Source organism: Gracilimonas tropica DSM 19535, assembly GCF_000375425.1.
Taxonomy (GTDB): Bacteria; Bacteroidota; Rhodothermia; order Balneolales; family Balneolaceae; genus Gracilimonas; species Gracilimonas tropica.
On sequence record NZ_AQXG01000002.1, the window covers coordinates 1 to 19931 of the forward strand.

The 19931-nt window shown below is 41.5% G+C and carries 18 protein-coding genes; 3 read left to right on the plus strand and 15 right to left on the minus strand.

All coding sequences use genetic code 11. From position 1 onward, the window contains the following. Nucleotides 1–113 precede the first annotated feature (113 nt). The 11 genes from B151_RS0103605 to B151_RS0103665 all read right to left on the minus strand — a co-directional run bounded on the left by B151_RS0103605 (nt 114) and on the right by B151_RS0103665 (nt 11262). On the minus strand, nt 114–635 hold the full coding sequence (locus B151_RS0103605) for a hypothetical protein (RefSeq protein ID WP_020402235.1): 522 nt from the start codon (nt 633–635) through the stop codon (nt 114–116). A gap of 145 nt (nt 636–780) precedes the next feature. Next, nucleotides 781–1140 (minus strand): hypothetical protein, encoded by a 360-nt coding sequence (locus tag B151_RS0103610; protein WP_020402236.1) that lies wholly within the window; start codon nt 1138–1140, stop codon nt 781–783. A 215-nt stretch (nt 1141–1355) separates the two neighbouring features. Beyond that, nucleotides 1356–1976, minus strand: a complete 621-nt coding sequence (locus B151_RS0103615) for a hypothetical protein (protein ID WP_020402237.1) — start codon at nt 1974–1976, stop codon at nt 1356–1358. Nucleotides 1977–2966: 990 nt separating this feature from the next. After that, nucleotides 2967–3209: a hypothetical protein gene (locus tag B151_RS17880; RefSeq protein ID WP_020402240.1), complete on the minus strand. Its 243-nt coding sequence runs from the start codon at nt 3207–3209 to the stop codon at nt 2967–2969. A 236-nt stretch (nt 3210–3445) separates the two neighbouring features. Further along, nucleotides 3446–4030 (minus strand): hypothetical protein, encoded by a 585-nt coding sequence (locus B151_RS17885; protein ID WP_020402241.1) that lies wholly within the window; start codon nt 4028–4030, stop codon nt 3446–3448. 570 nt (nt 4031–4600) lie between these two features. Further along, the gene (locus B151_RS17890; protein WP_020402242.1) at nt 4601–5026 is read right to left on the minus strand and encodes a hypothetical protein; all 426 of its coding nucleotides are present in this window, start codon (nt 5024–5026) and stop codon (nt 4601–4603) included. 161 nt (nt 5027–5187) lie between these two features. Continuing rightward, complete coding sequence (locus B151_RS0103640) at nt 5188–5808, minus strand: hypothetical protein (RefSeq protein ID WP_157470684.1); 621 nt, start codon at nt 5806–5808, stop codon at nt 5188–5190. A gap of 140 nt (nt 5809–5948) precedes the next feature. Beyond that, nucleotides 5949–6584 (minus strand): hypothetical protein, encoded by a 636-nt coding sequence (locus B151_RS0103645; protein ID WP_020402244.1) that lies wholly within the window; start codon nt 6582–6584, stop codon nt 5949–5951. Nucleotides 6585–6736: 152 nt separating this feature from the next. Then, nucleotides 6737–7225 carry a hypothetical protein gene (locus tag B151_RS0103650; protein WP_020402245.1) on the minus strand — a complete coding sequence of 163 codons (489 nt, stop codon included), beginning with the start codon at nt 7223–7225 and terminating at the stop codon, nt 6737–6739. 661 nt (nt 7226–7886) lie between these two features. Continuing rightward, nucleotides 7887–8255, minus strand: coding sequence for a hypothetical protein (locus tag B151_RS0103660; RefSeq protein ID WP_020402247.1), 369 nt, complete (start codon nt 8253–8255; stop codon nt 7887–7889). A gap of 511 nt (nt 8256–8766) precedes the next feature. After that, nucleotides 8767–11262 (minus strand): efflux RND transporter permease subunit, encoded by a 2496-nt coding sequence (locus tag B151_RS0103665; RefSeq protein WP_020402248.1) that lies wholly within the window; start codon nt 11260–11262, stop codon nt 8767–8769. Between the two features lie 379 nt (nt 11263–11641). Here B151_RS0103665 and B151_RS0103670 point away from each other — a divergent pair, with 379 nt between their 5' ends. Further along, nucleotides 11642–12694 carry a hypothetical protein gene (locus B151_RS0103670; protein WP_020402249.1) on the plus strand — a complete coding sequence of 351 codons (1053 nt, stop codon included), beginning with the start codon at nt 11642–11644 and terminating at the stop codon, nt 12692–12694. Nucleotides 12695–12729: 35 nt separating this feature from the next. On the opposite strand, the gene B151_RS0103675 is transcribed toward B151_RS0103670, so the two are convergent. Together B151_RS0103675 and B151_RS0103680 are read right to left on the minus strand one after the other, a co-directional pair. After that, complete coding sequence (locus B151_RS0103675) at nt 12730–13467, minus strand: phosphocholine cytidylyltransferase family protein (protein ID WP_020402250.1); 738 nt, start codon at nt 13465–13467, stop codon at nt 12730–12732. 8 nt (nt 13468–13475) lie between these two features. Beyond that, the gene (locus B151_RS0103680) at nt 13476–14795 is read right to left on the minus strand and encodes an inositol-3-phosphate synthase (RefSeq protein ID WP_020402251.1); all 1320 of its coding nucleotides are present in this window, start codon (nt 14793–14795) and stop codon (nt 13476–13478) included. A 198-nt stretch (nt 14796–14993) separates the two neighbouring features. Here B151_RS0103680 and B151_RS0103685 point away from each other — a divergent pair, with 198 nt between their 5' ends. Then, entirely contained in the window at nt 14994–16430 is a 1437-nt protein-coding gene (locus B151_RS0103685; RefSeq protein WP_020402252.1) for a lipopolysaccharide biosynthesis protein, read from the plus strand. Here B151_RS0103685 and B151_RS0103690 read toward each other — a convergent pair whose 3' ends face one another. Next, the gene (locus B151_RS0103690; RefSeq protein WP_026166450.1) at nt 16431–17444 is read right to left on the minus strand and encodes a sulfotransferase family protein; all 1014 of its coding nucleotides are present in this window, start codon (nt 17442–17444) and stop codon (nt 16431–16433) included. It abuts the gene before it with no gap. 24 nt (nt 17445–17468) lie between these two features. Next, on the minus strand, nt 17469–18644 hold the full coding sequence (locus B151_RS0103695) for a CDP-glycerol glycerophosphotransferase family protein (RefSeq protein ID WP_020402254.1): 1176 nt from the start codon (nt 18642–18644) through the stop codon (nt 17469–17471). Nucleotides 18645–18798: 154 nt separating this feature from the next. Here B151_RS0103695 and B151_RS0103700 point away from each other — a divergent pair, with 154 nt between their 5' ends. Beyond that, entirely contained in the window at nt 18799–19929 is a 1131-nt protein-coding gene (locus B151_RS0103700; protein ID WP_020402255.1) for a glycosyltransferase, read from the plus strand. The last annotated feature ends 2 nt before the right edge of the window (nt 19930–19931 follow it).

Below are 19931 nucleotides of genomic sequence, written 5' to 3' on the forward strand. Positions count from 1 at the left end.
CCAACAATGAATAATAACCTGTTGTTTTTAAATAAATGCACTACAGCATATGGGAAAAAACTATCTACTTGACAAAGTCCTTTTTAATGGTGTTAGTGTGCTGGTTCCATTGTTTAATATCCTTCAATGATTTGAAATGGCTCTTTTCTTCCCATTAGAATTCTTTCTCCTGTTTGGGTAACAAAGTAGATCTCACCCTTTGTTGAGTTATTTATCAACATATTCTTGTAATAAGTACTGTCAGATAGCTCCATTTTGTCTTCATCCCAGAAAGCCAAGTCACCTGTTCTCAGCACGAATCTAAAAGTACTATCTGGAGGTATTGAAACTTTTTGTTCTCCTATGTTATCAAAGCTATACGATATCAACTGTAATGTATCATCTTCCAAAAACCATAAAAACTGATTCAAACGGCTTGAGACTTGTGACCTGTTCTCCAAAATAACTTTGATAGAATCTTTTGAGAAGTTTTCAATTCGGCCAAAAAAGTGAATTCTTGGATAATTATGAGTTCCAACTAAATCATAGTGAATTTGAGAATTTGTAAGTACACCTTTCGGCACAGTTTCAGACTTTTTACAAGATGAAAGAGCTAAAAAAAGAATGATCAGAATTGGTAGTATAGTTTCTTTCATTTCTTAAGCACACTAACGACCCGGCGTTTAAGCGGCGCAGGGTCTCGTTTTTTGTTGAAGTAACTGATTTATTTTATTGCCCACAAGCTTTCCAGCGAACCCTACCTGCGTCCGACTTGAAACGCCTTGTTATGCAGATTTTTTGCTACCATTTTGCATCACAATTTAACGAATCTACCTTCATGCGATATGGAAATTGTTGTTGGACTTTATCCTTTTCCTCATCAGTAAGTTCCAAATATGATTGTTTGTACACTTCAAGTACTTTTTGATCCCGCCAATCTTCATACCCTTGCTTTGCTCTATCAATAACTGTCATGAACTTGTTATATGACGCTTCTTCGGAATAAGAAAGTCGAATATAGCCAGTTGTATTGTTTTGGTGAAAATTGAAAACTAAGTTGGTAACTGAATCTACTTGAAATGGCTCACCATTAAGTTCAAAAGTATTTCCTTTTGGAAGAGAAAAGCAGGGTAAGGATTCATCAGCTTTTAACGCAGTCATATTTTGATGGCGGGTACTGGAACACCCATAGATCAAAAACATTGAAAAGATATAGGCGAAAAATCTCATGACTAAATGATCTGCATAACGACCCGGCGCTTAAGCGGCAGGTAAATGATTGTTGATTAATTAGGTAACAAACTTCTGAGCTAAATGCTAATTACCAGCACTTAATTGCGAGACCTGTCCGCTTGAAGCGCCTTGTTAGCCGTACGTCAATACCACTGTTCGACTTTGGCATCATAACCCATATTTTCATTCATTCGGTTAATCCGTTCCAGATTTACTTTACGGATAGTCTGGATAATGGGATCAACTTCTATGGTATCTACTTTTCCATTTTGGCCTGAAATAACCTTCTTAAGCTCATAGGAAAATACTTTGCCGGGATGACCGGAATGGGGAAATGTAACTTTGATTAACCCATACTCAGTGTGATAGTAATGGGTGGTTACCTGAGTAGAAAGCACAAACAAGGAGTCAGATACGTCCCTAAAATGGGTCAGTGAAATATCCAATGGTAATTTTGTGAAAAGAGGATAGTCCAAACTTACACTCGTTGTATCCGCAAAGGCGTTAACGCTCCTTAAGCTGTCAATTAAATGGGAAATGTGTTTTTCATCTACATAAAGTTGGGCTCTATACTCTTCGACCTTCGAATCGATTGAATATTCTTTCAGTACGGTATCGATTTCCGTTTTAATTTGATACTCCCCATCATAATCCAGTGGATTGTATACTGCTCTCCAAAAGTAAATTTTAGACTCTTGAGACGGTCCGTTACAAGCTACAAGTAGCAAAAGAACCACAAATATGAATGATGAGTAGGTCTTCATGGTAGTACGGCTAACGGCCCAGCGTTTAAACGGCGCGGGGATTATGATTTTCTTTTGAAATAGCGAAATTAATTCTTGGCAATCAAGTTTCCATCGAACCCTGTCCGCGTCCGATTTAAAACGCTTGTTATGTTTAACTCTAAAAACACAATCTGCTTTTTAATGAGATTTGCTATAGTTATAAAGCCACTTTTTGATCTCTAAAACACGATCAACCTCTTCATTTGTAATAAAATTTAAGCCGATATCATTGAAGCTTCTCATTCCTCCAAATGCTCCAAGTACTTTTTTATATGCTTTATTTTTCTAACCTGAATTATACAATTCAAGAACTTCAGTGAAATATTTTACCCAGTGATTTTCACCCGATTTTAAAAGTAAAGCAATCAACTCTTCTAGTGTTTTATCGAACTTCATAACTGTAGTTGAACATAACGACCCAGCGTTTAAACGGCGCGGGGATTATAATTTAGTTGAAGTAGCAAAATTAATTCCTGGCAATCAAGTTTCCACCGAACTCCGTCCGCGTCCGATTTAAAACGCCTTGTTATGTGAAAACTGACTGCGTTTGAACCACCGCTAAATGTGGAAAAAGCAACCCATTACTGCAAATTAAAAATGCCCTTTGTTTCCTGGACAGGCTGGCTGGAAGTGTGGAATAGGAGTGTTGAACAAAGCCCCGAGCGCTCCCGAAATTCAAAACCAATTCTAACGACTTTTTCAGCGAAACATTTACCAAAACCACGGGCGCAGATTCGGGACTTCTTAGTGGCAAACCACAAACAACGCACCGGACGAAATTAAATGCCACGAACCGCAAAAAAGCTCCGATCAACACACAAAACCTGAAAGCCTGGCCGGGCACATAACGACCCAGCGTTTAAACGGCGCGGGGATTATGATTTAGTTGAAGTAGCGAAATTAATTCCTGGCAATCAAGTTCTATCGAACCCCGTCCGCGTCCGATTTAAAACGCTTTGTTAGGTGCTATTACCATTCTAATATTGGAGCGATTATACCTAAGGCTCTATATCCAAGACCTAAAACAGGATAGAATAAGAGTAGGCTTATTGTAAGTTCAATTCCGAAGAAAATATCAGTTCTTTCACGAAGATATTTGATTCTTTTTAATAGTATATCGGTCACCGTAATTAATGCTAATGCTATTGGCAAGGCACCTGGAGCAGCAATGACTACGAGAAACCCTTTATCATCAAAGACTTCTATATGCATTAAGAGGATTATCCAAGGGTACCATGAAAGCACATGTACTAAGAAGCAAATGATTACTCTGAAGAAAGAAGATGATAAAAGGTTTGACAATTTCTTCATTAGTATGCACCTAACGACCCGGCGTTTAAACGGCGCGGGGATTATGATTTCTTTTGAAGTAGCAAAATTAATTCCTGGCAATCAAGTTTCATCGAACCCCGTCCGCGTCCGATTTAAAACGCCTTGTTAGCCGTATTTTAATACCCATAAATTTGTTTGTTTACTTTTTCTGTGAATTCTTTTGCTTCAGATTTTGACAAATACTTCAAAGAAATTTTTCTCCTTTCTAAGCTTTTAGCCATTCTTAAACATTTCTTGCACGTAATCTCATGATCTGTTTCATAAACGTTTTTAGTGTCATCAAAATAACCTTTACAAAGTAAGCTACCACTCATTCTCTTTAGGTTGTGAAACTCAATATCCTCTAAAAGTTTAATGTGATAAGCTCCAGATACAGAATGTCTGGTTATCTGATGAATAGTATAAAAACTTGCAGTTGTTACATTAAGCTCAGCTGGGGCTTTGGAAATTGGGTCAGGAAATTTCAGGGGCTTGTAGTCAAGTTTCTTTATGTGTTCATAATCTCGTTTACGAATTCTGAACTCAGTGATTTTGGCAAGTTTTTCCAATAATAAATCCAAAGCTGCATCTGGATTACTTTTCATTAACTGATCAACTTTTGATCTTACTTCATAACACCGCTTACAGAACATGGTAAATTCGCTTACCGCAGGTTCACCACAATGCTTACATGGAATAATTTTTTTCTCTTTTTTATTCATAAAAGCTAAGATTTATGGAATACGGCTAACGACCCAGCGTTTAAACGGCGCGGGGATTATGATTTAGTTGAAGTAGCGAAATTAATTCCTTAGAAACAAGTTTGACCGAACTTCGTCCGCGTCCGCTTTGAAACGCATTGTTAGGGCGAGACAGCCAAACTAGCCACGAAACGAACAAAACCACCGCTGCCCTGCAAGCCAAAAATGCCGGAACTAAGCGACAGGCGCACGGGAAAGAGCCCGCGAAGGATGGCCGAAAAAGCTAAGCGCCACAGCCTTAAAGCCAAAAAATTTAGAACCGAACACGTGGCGCCCCGACTCTTGGGAAAACTTTAGAAGAGGCAACCCACACCAACGACCCGAACCTGCTACCTGACCAAAAAATTACCACCGGCTGGAAGCCCACATATTTTGACAGAAAGTGATGCGCCTGACGCGCCCTAACGACCCAGCGCATAACGGGCGCGGAGATTATGAGTTAATAAACGGTGAATATTTTTAAACAAGCAACTTTGGAAACCAACGGCACGTCCGCGTCCCAGTTGATGCGCTTGTTAGGTAACCTTCCCGCTAAGGTTTTTGCTCTTCTATATTTCTAAGAGAAACCATATAAGTTTTTATAAACCTTTCATCATATTTACCAGAAAATACTTTTAATTGCACACCTGAATTAGTTTCAGAAATTGTGTCAATTTCAGGATTTAGAAAAGGCCCAACTGTGAAAAGATGTTGCTCAGGAGCTTCATCAAATTCTGAAGTTGTTATATACAATAAATGAGAGATTTCACCACTGGCAAATCCAGCACTTCCTGATGCATTGCCTACTTTAAAAATCCGAATGCTTAAATCGTCAGTTTTGTAATTCTCAAGTACAACTAATTCATTCAATAGTTTAGTCAATTCATAATCATCTGACTTTGTAATCGAAGTAGAGTCTTGAGCAAAAACAGCAGTTGTAAAGAATAACGCAAGTAATGGAAGAAGAGCCTTTTTCATGAATTGTATTAGTTTAGCTTAAAAGGTTACCTAACGGCCCGGCGCTTAAGCGGCAGGCAAATAATTATTGAGTAATTAAGTAACGAACTTATAAGCTAAAAGTGAATTAATAGCAATGAATTGCGAGGCCTGTCCGCTTGAAGCGCCTTGTTAGCCGTACGTCAATACCACTGTTCGACTTTGGCATCATAACCCATTTTTTCATTCATTCGGTTAATCCGTTCAAGATTTACTTTTCGGATAGTCTGGATAATGGGATCAACTTCTAAGGTATCTACTTTCCCATTTTGGCCTGAAATGATCTTCTTAAGCTCATAGGAAAATACTTTGCCGGGATGACCGGAATGGGGAAAGGTAACTTTGATTAACCCATACTCAGTGTGATAGTAATGGGTGGTTACCTGAGTAGAAAGTACAAACAAGGAGTCAGATACGTCCCTAAAATGGGTCAGTGAAACATCCAATGGTAATTTTGTGAAAAGAGGATAGTCCAAACTTACACTCGTTGTATCCGCAAAGGCGTTAACGCTCCTCAGGCTGTCAACTAAATGGGAAATGTGTTTTTCATCTACATAAAGTTGGGCTCTATACTCTTCGACCTTCGAATCGATTGAATATTCTTTCAGCACGGTATCAATTTCCGTTTTAATTTGATACTCCCCATCATAATCCAGTGGATTGTATACTGCTCTCCAAAAGTAAACTTTAGACTCGTGAGACGGTACTTCACAAGCCACAAGTAGCAAAAGAACCACTAATATAAATGATGAGTAGGTTTTCATGATAGTACGGCTAACGACCCAGCGTTTAAACGGCGCGGGGATTAAGATTTCTTTTGAAGTAGCAAAATTAATTCCTGTCAAACAAGTTTCCATCGCACCCCGTCCGCGTCCGATTTAAAACGCTTGTTAGTAGGCTGATTTTATTGAAGTTCAATTATTAGTTTATTTATTTCTGAAATTAACTCAGAGCTTAGTTGCATTGATCTTCTACGTTTTTCAGAAAGCTCTATAAGTTTATGAGTTATATCTACGAGTCTTCCCATCCTACTTTCCTCATTAGGTGACCAAGTCTGACCTGTTTTTATTCCATAGTCGGATACAGCAAATTGGTAAGTAGTACCATCTAACCCCATAATATTTTCATCAGGATATCTCACAGTCATAATAGCACTCTTATATAGATCCTTGATTAACTTAAAATCTTCCTCTGACAACTCTTTTTCTATTCTCTTGATCTTAATTTCCTTCGGATTGTCCTCATAATTATTATACCAAATGCTGTGAGACCCAGTTTGAGTAATTAATCTAAAGGCCTGATTGGTGCGATCATTTTCAAGTTGCAAAACTATTTCTTTTCCGAATGATGGAGTAATCACTATTTGGACCTCCGGAGAATCAGAAAGGCCTTTCAGAAGGGTGTCACGAATTTGAGACTCATATTCATATTCAAAATCATATAGCCCAAATAAACTTGTACTTGGTTCAAGATGATCTTGTGCTTTTACTCCCTGAAAGAGAAAGAGTAGGAGAGAAGTAAAGGCAATGAGTTTTGACATATGATTTAAAAGCCTACTAACGACCCTGCGTTTAAGGGGCGCAGTTTTCGGTTTTTATTGAAGTAGCCAAATTATTTACTCAGATACAAGGTTGAACAACGCTACGTCTGCGTCCCCTTAAAACGCCTTGTTATAGGGCGGGAAGTTTTAGCTTAATTACCAGTAGTAATTTCATTTTTGATTTTACTAAGAATTCGTTGTTCAAATTCATCAATATCAGGTTGATTTTTCCACCACCAAAAACTTTCATTTGGAGGTTTCCATCTCCATTCTTTTTTAAATGAATTTATACCAGCAAAGGCAAATGTCGTTTTTCCATTGAAATTAGTTCTTGTCCAAGTAAGAAGAATTTGATCCTTTTCAGGGTAATGGAAATAAATTTTATACCAATGTGAAGTACTGTCACTTCGTCCATCTTTCAATTCCATATAACCACCATCAGGCATTTTAATACTTTGAGGAAGAATGAAATTGGGATTTTCGTTTTTGACATTATTAATGATTGAAATCAGAGAATCTTCCGATACTTCAAATTCATAGAATTCTGCTCTTGGAAAAGCCCCGGGACCCATCAACCAAGATCCATAATAAAAGAAGAAAAGAATGGCGAGAACTATCGTAATCCAAATTGCCTTTTTCATGGTGGAAAATTGAAGCCCTATAACGACCCGGCGTTTAAGCGGCGAGCCTGGAGTTTAAAATTAACGACCCGAACCGCGTTCGAGTCCGCTTGAAACGCTTGTTATGCCAAAATATGCTCTAACTTTTTTCGAACTCTGAAAGCGGATTGTAAATACTAAAATTGCTAACCCTAAAATTGAGACCATGATAATGTTTAATAGTCGATATTGAGACTGAATTTCAATTGGGATGGAACTAAAATGAAGCACATTGATGATAGTATAGACTAATAAGAGAGCATATAAATATGCCAATGAAAATAGCCGTGTCGAATTCAATTTTTTCCATATACCTACAATGAGATATACACTTAACATAATGACAATTGAATAAGTCAAAACCCCTACTAGAACTGTTAGAGTGAATGATTCAAAAAGTATATGAACATACAGAAATAGGCTATATGTACACAGTATAGTTATTAGAACTGCAATAAATTGAAGAATCCACAATAAAAAGGGAATAGGCTTCTTCATATCTAAATTAGTTTTGGCATAACGACCCGGCGTTTAAACGGCGCGGGGATTATGATTTATTTGAAGTAGCGAAATTAATTCCTGGCAATCAAGTTTCTATCGAACCCCGTCCGCGTCCGATTTAAAACGCCTTGTTAGGTGTAACTTACCTATGTTTATGTTTAAAATTAGTTTGATGATGAAAGTATGTGGGTTGTAAAAAATATCTTAATTCATAAGACAGGTAAATTTTATCAATATCATTCTCACTAATTAAGATTGATGATACTCTATCAGAGTAAAAATCCTGATATGGTTCAACAACCATGCATTCATATTCACCAACACTACTCTTTCTTAACCAAGTTAAATGTTCAAATGCTTGGGGCCCGACAGCTGGCTTTCCTTCCTTTTTCTCATTAAGCCATTCACATATTGATTGAGCTTGAAAATGGGCATAAACATTAGTAATAAAATTTACATATAAAAATGAAGCAAGGACCAATGCAACAATAATCAGAAAAGCTTTCTTCATATGGATGTGTATTAACAGGTACACCTAACATAATATTATCCGAACGAGGGTATTGTTAGGGCGAACGAGCGGAAACCGCCTTTACACGCTTTCCTGCCACTTCTTGTTCGTATAATGTGATTTTTGGGATGTTATCCGAACCATCGTTCGCCTAAGCTGTTCGGATAATGTCCATCGGAATGTGCAGAATTATTTTGTGAATGAAAAATCAATCGGATAGAAAAACAAAGGCTTACCTTTCAAGGGGATCGATATCTGGTGCATGCCCGCAGATCGAAGCATCGGTTTTTGAACTTTCAAAAATAGTTAACATTGGCTCTTTTCATCTCCCCGACTTTTCACATTCAGGTATCACTCCTCTTTAAAATGAGCAGAATAATGAAGCTTCAACGCAGTTCGTACCCTCCGAATCTCTTGGTCGGTTATTTACCGAAAAAATGATGGGATGATACAGCCACAGCCAGCCTGAATACGGCTTCCTTAACTGATAGACGGTATCATGCTCCGGATGTTAAAACCGGATCCAGTCTTTGTCTTCCAGCCACTGTATAAGGGCCGGCAAAAAGGTGATCGACGTCAATAAGGTCATGCCAATACCTAATACGGCCATGATCCCAATGGATTGCAAACCCGGGTGATTGGTAAACAGCAATCCGGCAAAACCGAGCATGGTAGTCAGCGAGCCCATGGTGATGTGCTGCCCGGTACTTGAAAGTACCTGCCACATACTTCGCTTGCCTTCTTCGCGGTAGCGGTGCGCCAGGTGAACCCCGCTGTCTTCCCCTATTCCTAAAATGGCCGGAAGTACCACCAGGTTGTAAAAGTTGAACTGCAGCCCGAAGATCATCATGATCCCGAACAACCAAAGAAGTCCTACCAAAAGCGGTAGCAAGGCGATCAGCGACCACCGGAAGGACCGGAAAGAAAACAGCATGAAAAAATAAATGAATATGAAGGTCGCGGCCACCATATACGGACTTTCGGTGCGCATCAGGTCCAGCATAGAGGCGGCTACGATCGATGTACTTGCAGCATAGAATTTTTCGCCACTTTCCAGTTCCACAACATGGACATCATCTTTAAAAGCAATGGATTTACGGCCGTCCGAAAGTCCTACCGACGGATAGACGATCACAAACCGCCCCACTTCCCCGTCTTTGGTCACAAACCTTGATTTCAGGTAATCAGGGATCTCCGACAGTTTCAGCGGCTCAGTAGTCTGTGAGGCTTTTCGCAGCTTATCCAGGTCATCACTTTCCTGATCTACAAGAAATGGGTCCTGAAGCAATTCCCGGATCTCAGCGATCCTGTCAAGTTTGGCCTGCTCTTCCTGCTCGGTATTCGGAAATCGCTCCTGCAGCGTCTCCACACTTTGTATGGTTGGCGATACGGTATCGGTTCGGGCACGTTCTTTCAGGATGTTGGCAATTTGCTCCACCTGTTCATTGGTCTCAGCAATGATGTACGCGGGATTCCTTTTGTTGCCGTCCTCCACCTGTCCGGCAAACGACTGAAATTCTTCATACTCCGGAAATTTGGGTTCCAGCTCACTGAAGTTATACTGAAAGCTCAGGTTTCCGCTGAAAGCCACCACAATGACCGAGGCAACCAGTCCTACGGTGATAATGGTTCGGGCAAAGGGATAGCGGTGATAGCCGGTGTATTCCTCAACCTCATTCTCGCTGATCAGGATCCAGTTAAGGCGTTCATCGAAAATAACCAGCAAAGCTGGCAGTAAGTACAGCATCCCAAAAAGTGCCAGCAGGATACCGGTTCCGGCTATAAAGCCGAATTCCGAGAATCCGCGGAAATCAGCAAACATCAGGATATATAGGGCAGCTGCCGTAGTAAAAGCAGAAACCACGATGGCCTCTCCTGTTTTTTCATTAGTCTTCAGGATGGCATCATACACACTCAAACCGGCAGAGCGTAATTCAATGTACCGCGCATAAAAGTGAATACCATAGTCGATACCGAGACCAAAAAGGATCACAAAGAGCACAGAGGTCATGGTGTTGAGGATCCCCAGGTAAAAATAAGTCAGACCGAAAGTCCAGGTTAAACTGGCCAGCAGCGGTATCCCGATGATGAGAACGGGAACGGGCATCCGGATGATATGTGACCAAATGGAATACCTGCCCCGGCCGCTGGTGCCATGCCGGTAGTGCAGATATTTTTTAAAGAAGAAGTACAGCATCACCAATAAGATCACACCGCTGATCCCGGTGGCAAAGCTCCCCATGACATCGTTCATAATGGAGGTAAATTCCTCAAGATGCCGCTGCAACCGGCCGCCAAAACGAACTTCCATCTCCGGGTGGTAACTTGTTGGATTCATGGAAGCCAGCATTTCATCATAGGCTGCAAACATATCCTCCAGGTATTTGATATCGCTTTTGGAACCGGTAGGAAAGAACTTAACGACCATGATGGTGCTGTCCTCGTTTACAGGATACTCACTGGGAACCAGCATATTGTAGCTTTCCTCAAAATCCTCAGCTGAAGCTTCCTCTTCTTCCTCCTCTTCGCCAAGATCGAAATAAAAGGGGTTTGCCTCTTCCTTGGCTTGCTGGATCTCATCCTGCAGCCACTTCTTCACTTCATCCAGCTCGTTGTTGCTGGCAAGGTACAGGGCGTTGTTTTGAACGATCTCTGTTTCTTTTCGAAATTCAGCTCTTTTAAAGAATGTATCCTCAAAACGGGGATAATAAAGGTCTAAGGATCTCTCGATCAGATCTTCAGCAAACTTTTTATTTGCTTCAAAGCTTGGGGAACTGATCACCACCTCCATTTCGGTCTCGCCGCCAACGGTTTCGCTTAGTTTTTCAAGTGCTACCACATTGGGATTATCTTTCGGCAACAAACTTGCAATGTCGGTATCCACTTTAAGCTGAAGTGCATAATAGGCTCCAAAAACTGCCACCAAAAGACCAATGCTGACAACCCAATACGGATGAGAATAATTGAATTTTAGGATGGGCTTAAAAAACTCAAGGACGTTTTTCATTAAAAAGCTGCTTAAAAACTATTTTTACTGTAGATGTTCAGATTGTAAAAGCGAAAATGGGCGCTGATAATTCCTCCTGTGAAGTGCAGAATAACCCTCATAGTCTGTTCAAAAGTGGTTAAGTTTATTGTGTATTAAACAAATCAAATATTTTACACTAACTCACGGAATTTGGGAATTAAAGACCATAAAAATACGCTATTTTGTATTAAATATTACATCGAAAGTCTCTATTAAATGCTTCTGTAAATTCATACCATTAACTTTTTGAAATTTAACGTTCATAGAGCAACAATTATCATTCAATCGTGTTATGTGAGGTGAAATCCATAACCACGATATTCAATTTTATTTAAGCCCAATCCGGTCTCTGTCCCAAATGCATAAAACCCCTCTTCTCCTTTTTATTGTCTTATTATTTGTACCCCTTTCCGGCTTAGGACAGCACCTTACTTTTCCTTCCGGCATGTATCGCGACCTTCAGCCGGCCGATTTTAAAGAAAAGAACCTGTCCTCCAAATACTTTAATGAGTTATGGACCTATCATGTGGATCTTGACAACGGAATGCAGGTGATCATCAATTTCTCCATCAACGATTTTGGATCTTCTTTCAAGGGAAGGGTCACCGGGGGCAAGCTGATGGTGAACATGGAAGATGGATCCAGTTATGTGGTCAACAAAGAATATCACCTTGAAACCTTTACCAATGAGCCGGACAGTAATTTCCTTGAACTGCATCCGGAACGTACACTTTGGGCCAAAGGTAAATTTGAGGACAGTCATCGTGTGCGCTATCGCACCCAAAAAGACGGAATCTTGTATGATGTTGACCTTACCTATTACGACATCGTTCCGGGTAAAGTGCTGGGTGACGGAAAATATTCCTTTGGGTCCAATGAGATCGGCTTATACCTGTTGATTCCCCATGCCAAAGTAAAAGGTTTTGTGGCCCTGAATGGAGATACCACTGAAGTATCAGGTACCGGTTATATGGATCACATTTATCAGAATAATCTAAGTAATGAAATTATTGAGCGAAGTTACCGGGTTAAATCAGGAGATGAGAACAAAGGCTTCTATTTTCATTTTCTCACTCTGAAAAAATCTAACCTGCAAACCCCGATTGGGTATGGGGTCCGGTTCCACAACGGACATGTTTACCTGCTTACCCCTTCCGAGATCGAGCAGATCGCTCATGGCTCCTCTCCACGGGAACTGGATACGAGGATCAGGGTGAAGCCATTTCAAATGGAACAACTGAATATAACAGTGACGGAACACCTGAATACCTATTCCCTGCTGAATGAACTTGGGGGAATCAAGCGGTTTTTGGCAAAACAGGTAGTTGGAGGAGAACTGTTGGAAATGAATGGCAGAGTTTCCATCAATGACTCAGCTTCGGGATATTTCTATTACCTCGCTCCAAAATAACCTAAAAGATCCCGGAGATTTACAACAGAATTTATTTATTCCTGCTGAAGCATTTTTTCAGCGTGCTGGAGCATTTCCGGAGTGTCCACATCCTGCCAAAAAGCCTCCCCGATATCTAAAGTATGCATATTTCCGCGATCAGCTAAAGCCTGAATGCCATCAGAGAGTGATGCATCCCCCTTCCTGTCATATACTTTTCTGATCTCATTCATAAGCGTATGGGTGCAAACAAAAACACCGGTATCGATACAATTATAGTTTGTGATGGTTTTACCGATGGATTTGATCTTGCCGGCTTCGGAGTACACCTTGGTGGCATCGTCCATGTCAAAGATCTCATCCACTTTGTAATCCACCAACAGGGTGGCTCCTTCTTTCGGAGGTATGTGGTCTTTGGCAAGCCTCATCATTTTGTCTGAAAGTATGTGATCAGCCATGGTCAGGATAAAATCACCTTCTACATGCGACTCAGCTGTAAGTACCGAAATGCCGTTACTTAATTTATACTGCTCATTATGGGCAAAAACAATGGGAGTCTGCCCTTCGTAAGAACCAAGGATGTCTTTTTTGATCTCCTCGAATCCAAAGCCCAGCACAATAACGACTTTTGAACATCCGGCGGTCTCCAGACTTTGGATGGTCCGGTAGATCAGTGGAATTCCGTTAACGCTTGTCAGGGGTTTCAGACGGGTATCGTCGTCAACACCTGCGAGGCGGGAGCCAAAACCTGCAGCCAGGATGACTCCCGTTCGTTTTCCTGTTTTTTTTGTCATAAACCGGATTACTTGTACGAGTCGTAGTTTTCAGACAGGTGTGTTACCGGTTGCTCTCCGCCCATTACACGCAATGTATTCTTCAGGCGGAAGTGCTGAATAAAGATGTCATGCTCCTGCACGTGGCCATCTTCAACCTGAGGGCTTTTGAAGTAAAAGCTCAGCCATTCCTGTATACCGGCTTTGCCTTTACGTTGAGCCAGGTCAAGGAACAAGGCAAGGTCTAATACAATGGGTGCAGCAAGAATAGAGTCACGGCATAAGAAATCTACCTTGATCTGCATAGGATATCCCATCCAGCCAAAGATATCGATGTTATCCCAGCCTTCTTTTTCATCTCCACGGGGCGGATAATAGTTGATCCGTACTTTATGATAGAGGTCTTTATATAAGTCTTTGTAAGTATCCGGCTGTAAAATGGTATCAAGCACTCCGGATTTAGTGACTTCTTTGGATTTGAAACTTTCCGGATCGTCCAGAACTTCACCGTCACGATTTCCTAAGATGTTGGTTGAGAACCATCCCTGAATACCCAGCATTCGGGTTTTAAAACCCGGAGCAAGGATCGTTTTCATGAGGGTTTGCCCGGTCTTGAAATCCTTCCCGGCAATAGGTACCCCTTTCTGTTCTGCAAGCTCTGTAAGAGCCGGATTGTCAGCTGAAAGGTTTGGAGCACCATTAGCATAAGGCACACCTTCCATGATAGCAGCATAGGCATACAGCTGGGAGGGTGAAATAGCTTCATCATTCTCTTCCAGGCCTTTCTCAAATGCTTCTATAGACATGTGACAAGCCGAAGGTGACTGATAAACTTCTGTGGAACCACACCAAACCATTACGGCCCGGGATGCTCCGGTTTCTTTCATTTTATTGCGGATATCTTCCCGCAACTGATCAGCAAGATCTTTCTTGGTCTCGAATTTTTTAACATTCGGGCCATCCAGTTTTTTTACATACTTCTGCTCAAAAGCTGCCGACATAGGTTCAATTTCTTTCAAAAAGTCAGCAATAGGATCAATATCCTGTGGCTTCAGTACCTGTGCATGTACGCAAGCATCATACACATTATCAGGTTTCACATCCCATCCGCCAAAAGTGAGATCTTCTAAACTTGCCAGTGGCAGAAAGTCTTTGATCAGCGGATTTCTGTTTTCTGAGCGTGCTCCAAGTCGGATCGTTTGCATTTGGGTCAAAGAGCCGATCGGCTTGGTATACCCTTTACGGATAGACTCAACGCCGGCAATAAAGGTGGTAGCAACAGCTCCCATCCCCGGTGTTAAAACTAAAAGTTTACCGTCGGGAGCATCATTTTTTGTAGTTTGTGACATTCTAAGCATTTTTATGAAGTAATTAGCGTGGGCAAAGATAAAGAACTTGTCTTTGTGATGTTAGCATTTAATTGATGATTATTTCACCTTATGATAACGTGTTGAGAACCGGGGTTTCAATTCTGTGTGAGTTCCCCCTATATTTGCACCGCCGTTTTTTCACACACCCAAGTCAAAAACCGATGGATTTTTTGTTTTATGAGTGAACCTTCTTTTGCCCGAAAAGTGGCATCCTCGGTTTTATATAGCGGAGTAAGTTCCGTAGCCGCGAGACTGCTGAATGCCGGGGCCTTGTTTTATACGCTCAAGATCATATCTGAATCCGAATTTGGGATCGCAGCTCTTGCCATTGCATTCTTCAATACAGCAAAAGCCTTGACCGAACTGGGCCTTGGGGCCGCCATCATACAAGAGAAGAAAATCGGGCGTATTCAAATTGATTCTCTGTTTTGGGTCAGTTTCATGATCTCCGTCACGGTTTATATAGTGCTGTATGCCGGAGCTCCTTTTGTTGCTGATTTTTATGATACGGAGGTACTCTCTCCTATGATCCGTGTGTATATGATCGGTATTGTAGCATTCAGTTTTTACATGATCTCAAGCAAGCTATTGACCCGGGAACTGGCCTTCAAGGAAATCGCGATCATTGATAATGTCTCTCTAGCTGCATCAGCAGGTTTGATGATCTACCTCGCTTATACCGGCTGGGGTGCCTGGGCTATTGTACTGGCTGAACTTGCACATAAATTGGGACAAATGATCCTGAGCATGTTCTTTAAACCTTACTTCCCACGTTTTCAGTTTAGTTACCAAAAAGTAAAACATTTGCTCAGTTTTGGACTTTATACCGCCGGATCCAATACCTTTCAAAAACTGTATATCAATGCGGATTACCTGGTCATCGGTAAGTTCTTTTCCCTTGAATTGGTAGGCATCTATTCGTTCGCTTACCGTCTGGTTTTCGATACCGTTCAGGAACTTTCCAGTGTCATCAACCGGGTAGCTTATCCTGCATTTTCAAAACTTCAGGATCAGGCTGAACGGCTTCGAAATTACTTTTTCACCATGAGTAAAGCCAGTATGTTGTTGGTGGGAACCGTTATGATCATCGTGGGTACCTACATTGACTGGTTTTTACCGCTGGTCGGCTACGAAAAATGGCTGGATGCTGTTCCCTACATGCGGATATTTGTGATCGTGGGAATCGTTCAATGCCTTATCACCCTTCTTCCCAAACTCATCAACGCAAAGGGAGAAGCACGTTTTGTGTTCTATTTTGCCCTGGCAAATGCCATTTTACTGCCTGCTGGCTTTCTCATCGCCTCTCAGATCAGCATGATGGCTGTAGCAATGGTTTGGCTAACCTTATACCCCGTAATCTCTATGGTCATCTTCTATTTTGGGGCAAAAGTGACCGAGACAAATCCCTGGTATTTTGGGTTTAAAAGCTTTTCAGCCCTGTATGTTTTGGTGCCGCTTACCGGGGTAGCCATTTTGTTCAGATATGGAGCCAATTACTTTTTTGGGGAAGCTACTATTCCGGGTATCACCCTTGCTTCAGTACTTCTTCTTGCCTTGGCAGCAACGGTGATCTGGCTCACAGAACGTAAAACCATCAAAGCTTTGCGGGGATGATCAGCCATTATACGCTTTTACAAAATCCTGAGGCTCATGATATCCCTCATCTCTGGAATTTGTGACCGTTGACCAAAGAGAACGCATCATATCGACGCCGGCAAAAAACCACTTTTTAAGAAAAGGTAAAGGTTCAGTGGATTGTTCATAGCCCATCTTTGTCAGAAAATGGCCTGCCCGGTTTTCAATCAAGGCTACCTGCCAGTTTTCAAGTCCTTCCCGCCATTCTTTATTCTTGTCTTTTTGAAGAGGCTTCAACGTTCCCTTTTTCCATTCTGTTTCCCCTTTTGCAAAGCCTTTCTCATCCCGTTTGTAATATTCAAGCATCTGAGGTTCATACGCTATATCCAATAGCTCTGAGACCTCTCTGAGCTTCTCCTCAGTGTTTTGGATCAGCTCCCAATACCTCATCATCATATATGAATCGCGAGGCAGGCTCTCTGCCCTTTCAAAGTGAATGTTGACGTATCGCTTCCATCGTCCTGTGGTTACAAGCACCGAGGGCGAACCAAAATAGGCCTTGATCTCAGAATAGGAAGCCGCCCGGGGATCACGAAACATGGAAATGATGCGAGCCTTCGGAAAAGCATCCATGATTTCATCAATATGCAAGATATGCAACGGGGTTTTCTCCCCTAAAATCTCCTTACCCCGTTCTTTGCGATACATCGTTAAATGCAGGATGTACAGCTGAATGGGAGACCAAAGCTTAAGATTTTCTGCATGCTGCAGTACTTCTTGTTTATCAAGGCCAAGATCCCGCATGCGTGTTTTGTGGGCATACCAAAAATCTATCAAACCTCTGCAAAACTGCTCTTTGTCCTGAGCTCTTTCAAAAGCTTGATCTACCACCGCTTTTGAATGAAAATAATGCGTTTCCGGGGGAACAACGACTTTACTGTGACTACTGAGCATACTTTGAAAGAGCGTAGAACCTGAGCGACTCGTACCCACAATAAAGAATATATGATCCTTCGTTTGCTGGAGGTCGTTATGGGTAATGTCGATCTTCAAAATATCCTTTCGTATATGTATGTATTACAGTTTCTGGTTTACCAGCTCGTTGATGCTATTCCAAATGCGGTCGCAATTTTTACCATCCGCACCCAACATATATTCATCTAAAAACTGTTGTGCTTGCTCCTTGCAGCAATCCGGATCTTCCAAAGCCCGGTCTACCTGATTGATAAGGGCATCAAAATTCTTAGCCATCATGCCTCCATGTTCTTCAGGTGGCAATTTCCAGATGTATTTCACAGAATCGATGGTGGTTTTAAGGGTGCCGATCGCGGTTTGCTTTCTCCAAAGAAAATCTTCGTCTTCATTTTTGACCGGGTAAACATGGATGGTTGGGCGGCCGGTTGCATAATATAAATTCGCGATACTGCTGTAGTTGGTGATCAGCGCATCCGAAACCATCATATCCAGCAAATTATCCGGATTTTTATCCTTGAATTTCAACATGGTATTGGGATGTCTTTCCGCCAATTCTTCGGTAAAACGGATATACTTTTTGTCGAACCGGAATGAATCGTGAAGCCGAAGAATAACATTTGCATCATGTTTATCTATGCGCTGAAGTAATTTTTCAAAAATATCGGCATCACTTCCCCAATGTGAAAATACTTCACCGTAGTGCCATGTTGGGGCAATCAAAACGGTTTTCTTATTCACCACATCAAACGGATAATAAGGCTGCATGTCTTCTTTGGGAAGAGGATTACGGAGCAGGTCGTGCGAAGCAGCTCCCAAAACCCGGCAGTTATCGGGATGAAAGCCACTTACTTCGGTGCGATGTTTAAAATCCCATGGCCCAAAGCACTGCCATCTGAAAAAATCATTTGGCTGCATAGCGGTACCCCACGCAGCCGTAATGGATTTATGCAACCAACTGAATTCCTTGATGTCGTTAGGCCCTTTCCAGCCGAATCCGTGCCACAGCATCATTCCATAAGGCGAAGGAGCTCTCAGCGGAACCTTGTTATCCATGATCGTGATATCCGGTTTGAACCCACTTGGTTTAAAGAAATAGTTCCTGATCGTCTTCTTTATAAGTTCTGCTTTAAGAGGAAAAAGATGTGCAACACCTTCATTCTGAAATTGCCCGGGATCTGATAAAAGTACTTTTGCAGTCACATTCGGCTTTTTATTTAGATATAAAGCAAAGGCAAGTAAGTCTGCCCCAAATGTTGATGCATAGAATAAGACCTTCATTATGTGCTGAACCGAATGTAGTAGTTGATGTGCATTTTATCGGTGCCGAAAATACGCCATTTCAGGTACAAAGTATAATTTTCTGTTCTTGATGCGATCGGGTATTTTTTTTCTATATTCTACCCTCCATTTAAATTCAATAAAACTGTGAAGAATGCCCCAACGGCGCAAAATTGCTTTATTTTCTACATCTTTTCTCCCCTATTCACAGACCTTTATTTATGATGAGATAAAGGCGCACTCCGATCACTATCACATAGAAGTGTTTTGCAAAGACCGAAGGAACGAAGACCTGTTTCCTTATGCCCATTTTCACAAACCTCCGAGAAGCTTTGAGTTTCTGTATGAGAACCTGGCATACTGGCCAGCTTTTGACAGAACCCTTAAGAAAGGTAATTTCGATTTGGTGCATGCTCATTTTGGTACCGGGGCTGTTTACGCGTTGCCTTACGTAAGAAAATACAATCTCCCTTTTGTGGTCACCTTTCACGGTTATGACGTATCTGACCTTTTAGGCATCAAGAAATACCATTACACCCGCTGGAGGTATAACCTGAAAGCCTCCAGGATCTTCGAACATGCGGACTTACTTTTAGCCGCCAGCGAAGATCTGAGAGCTCTTTTGATTGAGTTGGGTGCCGACAAAGAAAAGATTCAAATGTATCGGCTGGGCGTCGATCTGGATCGATTTTCTTATTCGGAATGCCGGCAACATGATGAACCGGTGAAATTTGTAATGGTGGGTCGATTCACCGAAAAAAAAGGACACGTGTACGCACTTAAGGCACTGCGCCAGGTTTTGGATCAGGGATATAATGCCTCCCTCTCTTTTATAGGTTCCGGGAGTTTGGAAGCTAAACTTCGGGATTTTACGACGCGCAAAAACCTTGATGATCATGTTTTCTTCAAAGGAATATTATCTCCTGAAGAAGTTGCCCAAGAGTTAAAGAAGTCGGATGTATCGCTTGCCCCCAGTATTGTTCCTGCCAACTATGACCGCGAAAGTGGTTTGATTGTTGTTAAAGAAGCCTCCGCAACCGGATTACCGGTTATTGGCACCTGGCACGGCGGTATCCATGAGATCATTGACGATCACAAAACCGGCTTTTTGGTACCTGAGAGGAATGTCCCGGCATTGGTTGACCGCATGATCCGGCTTATAAAAGATCCATCTTTAAGAACTAACCTCGGTAAGCTTGGTCGAATTAAGATGGAGCAGGAATATGATCTCCATAAACAGGTAAAAACCCTGGAATCTCTTTACGAAAGCATTTTGGATAGATAGCA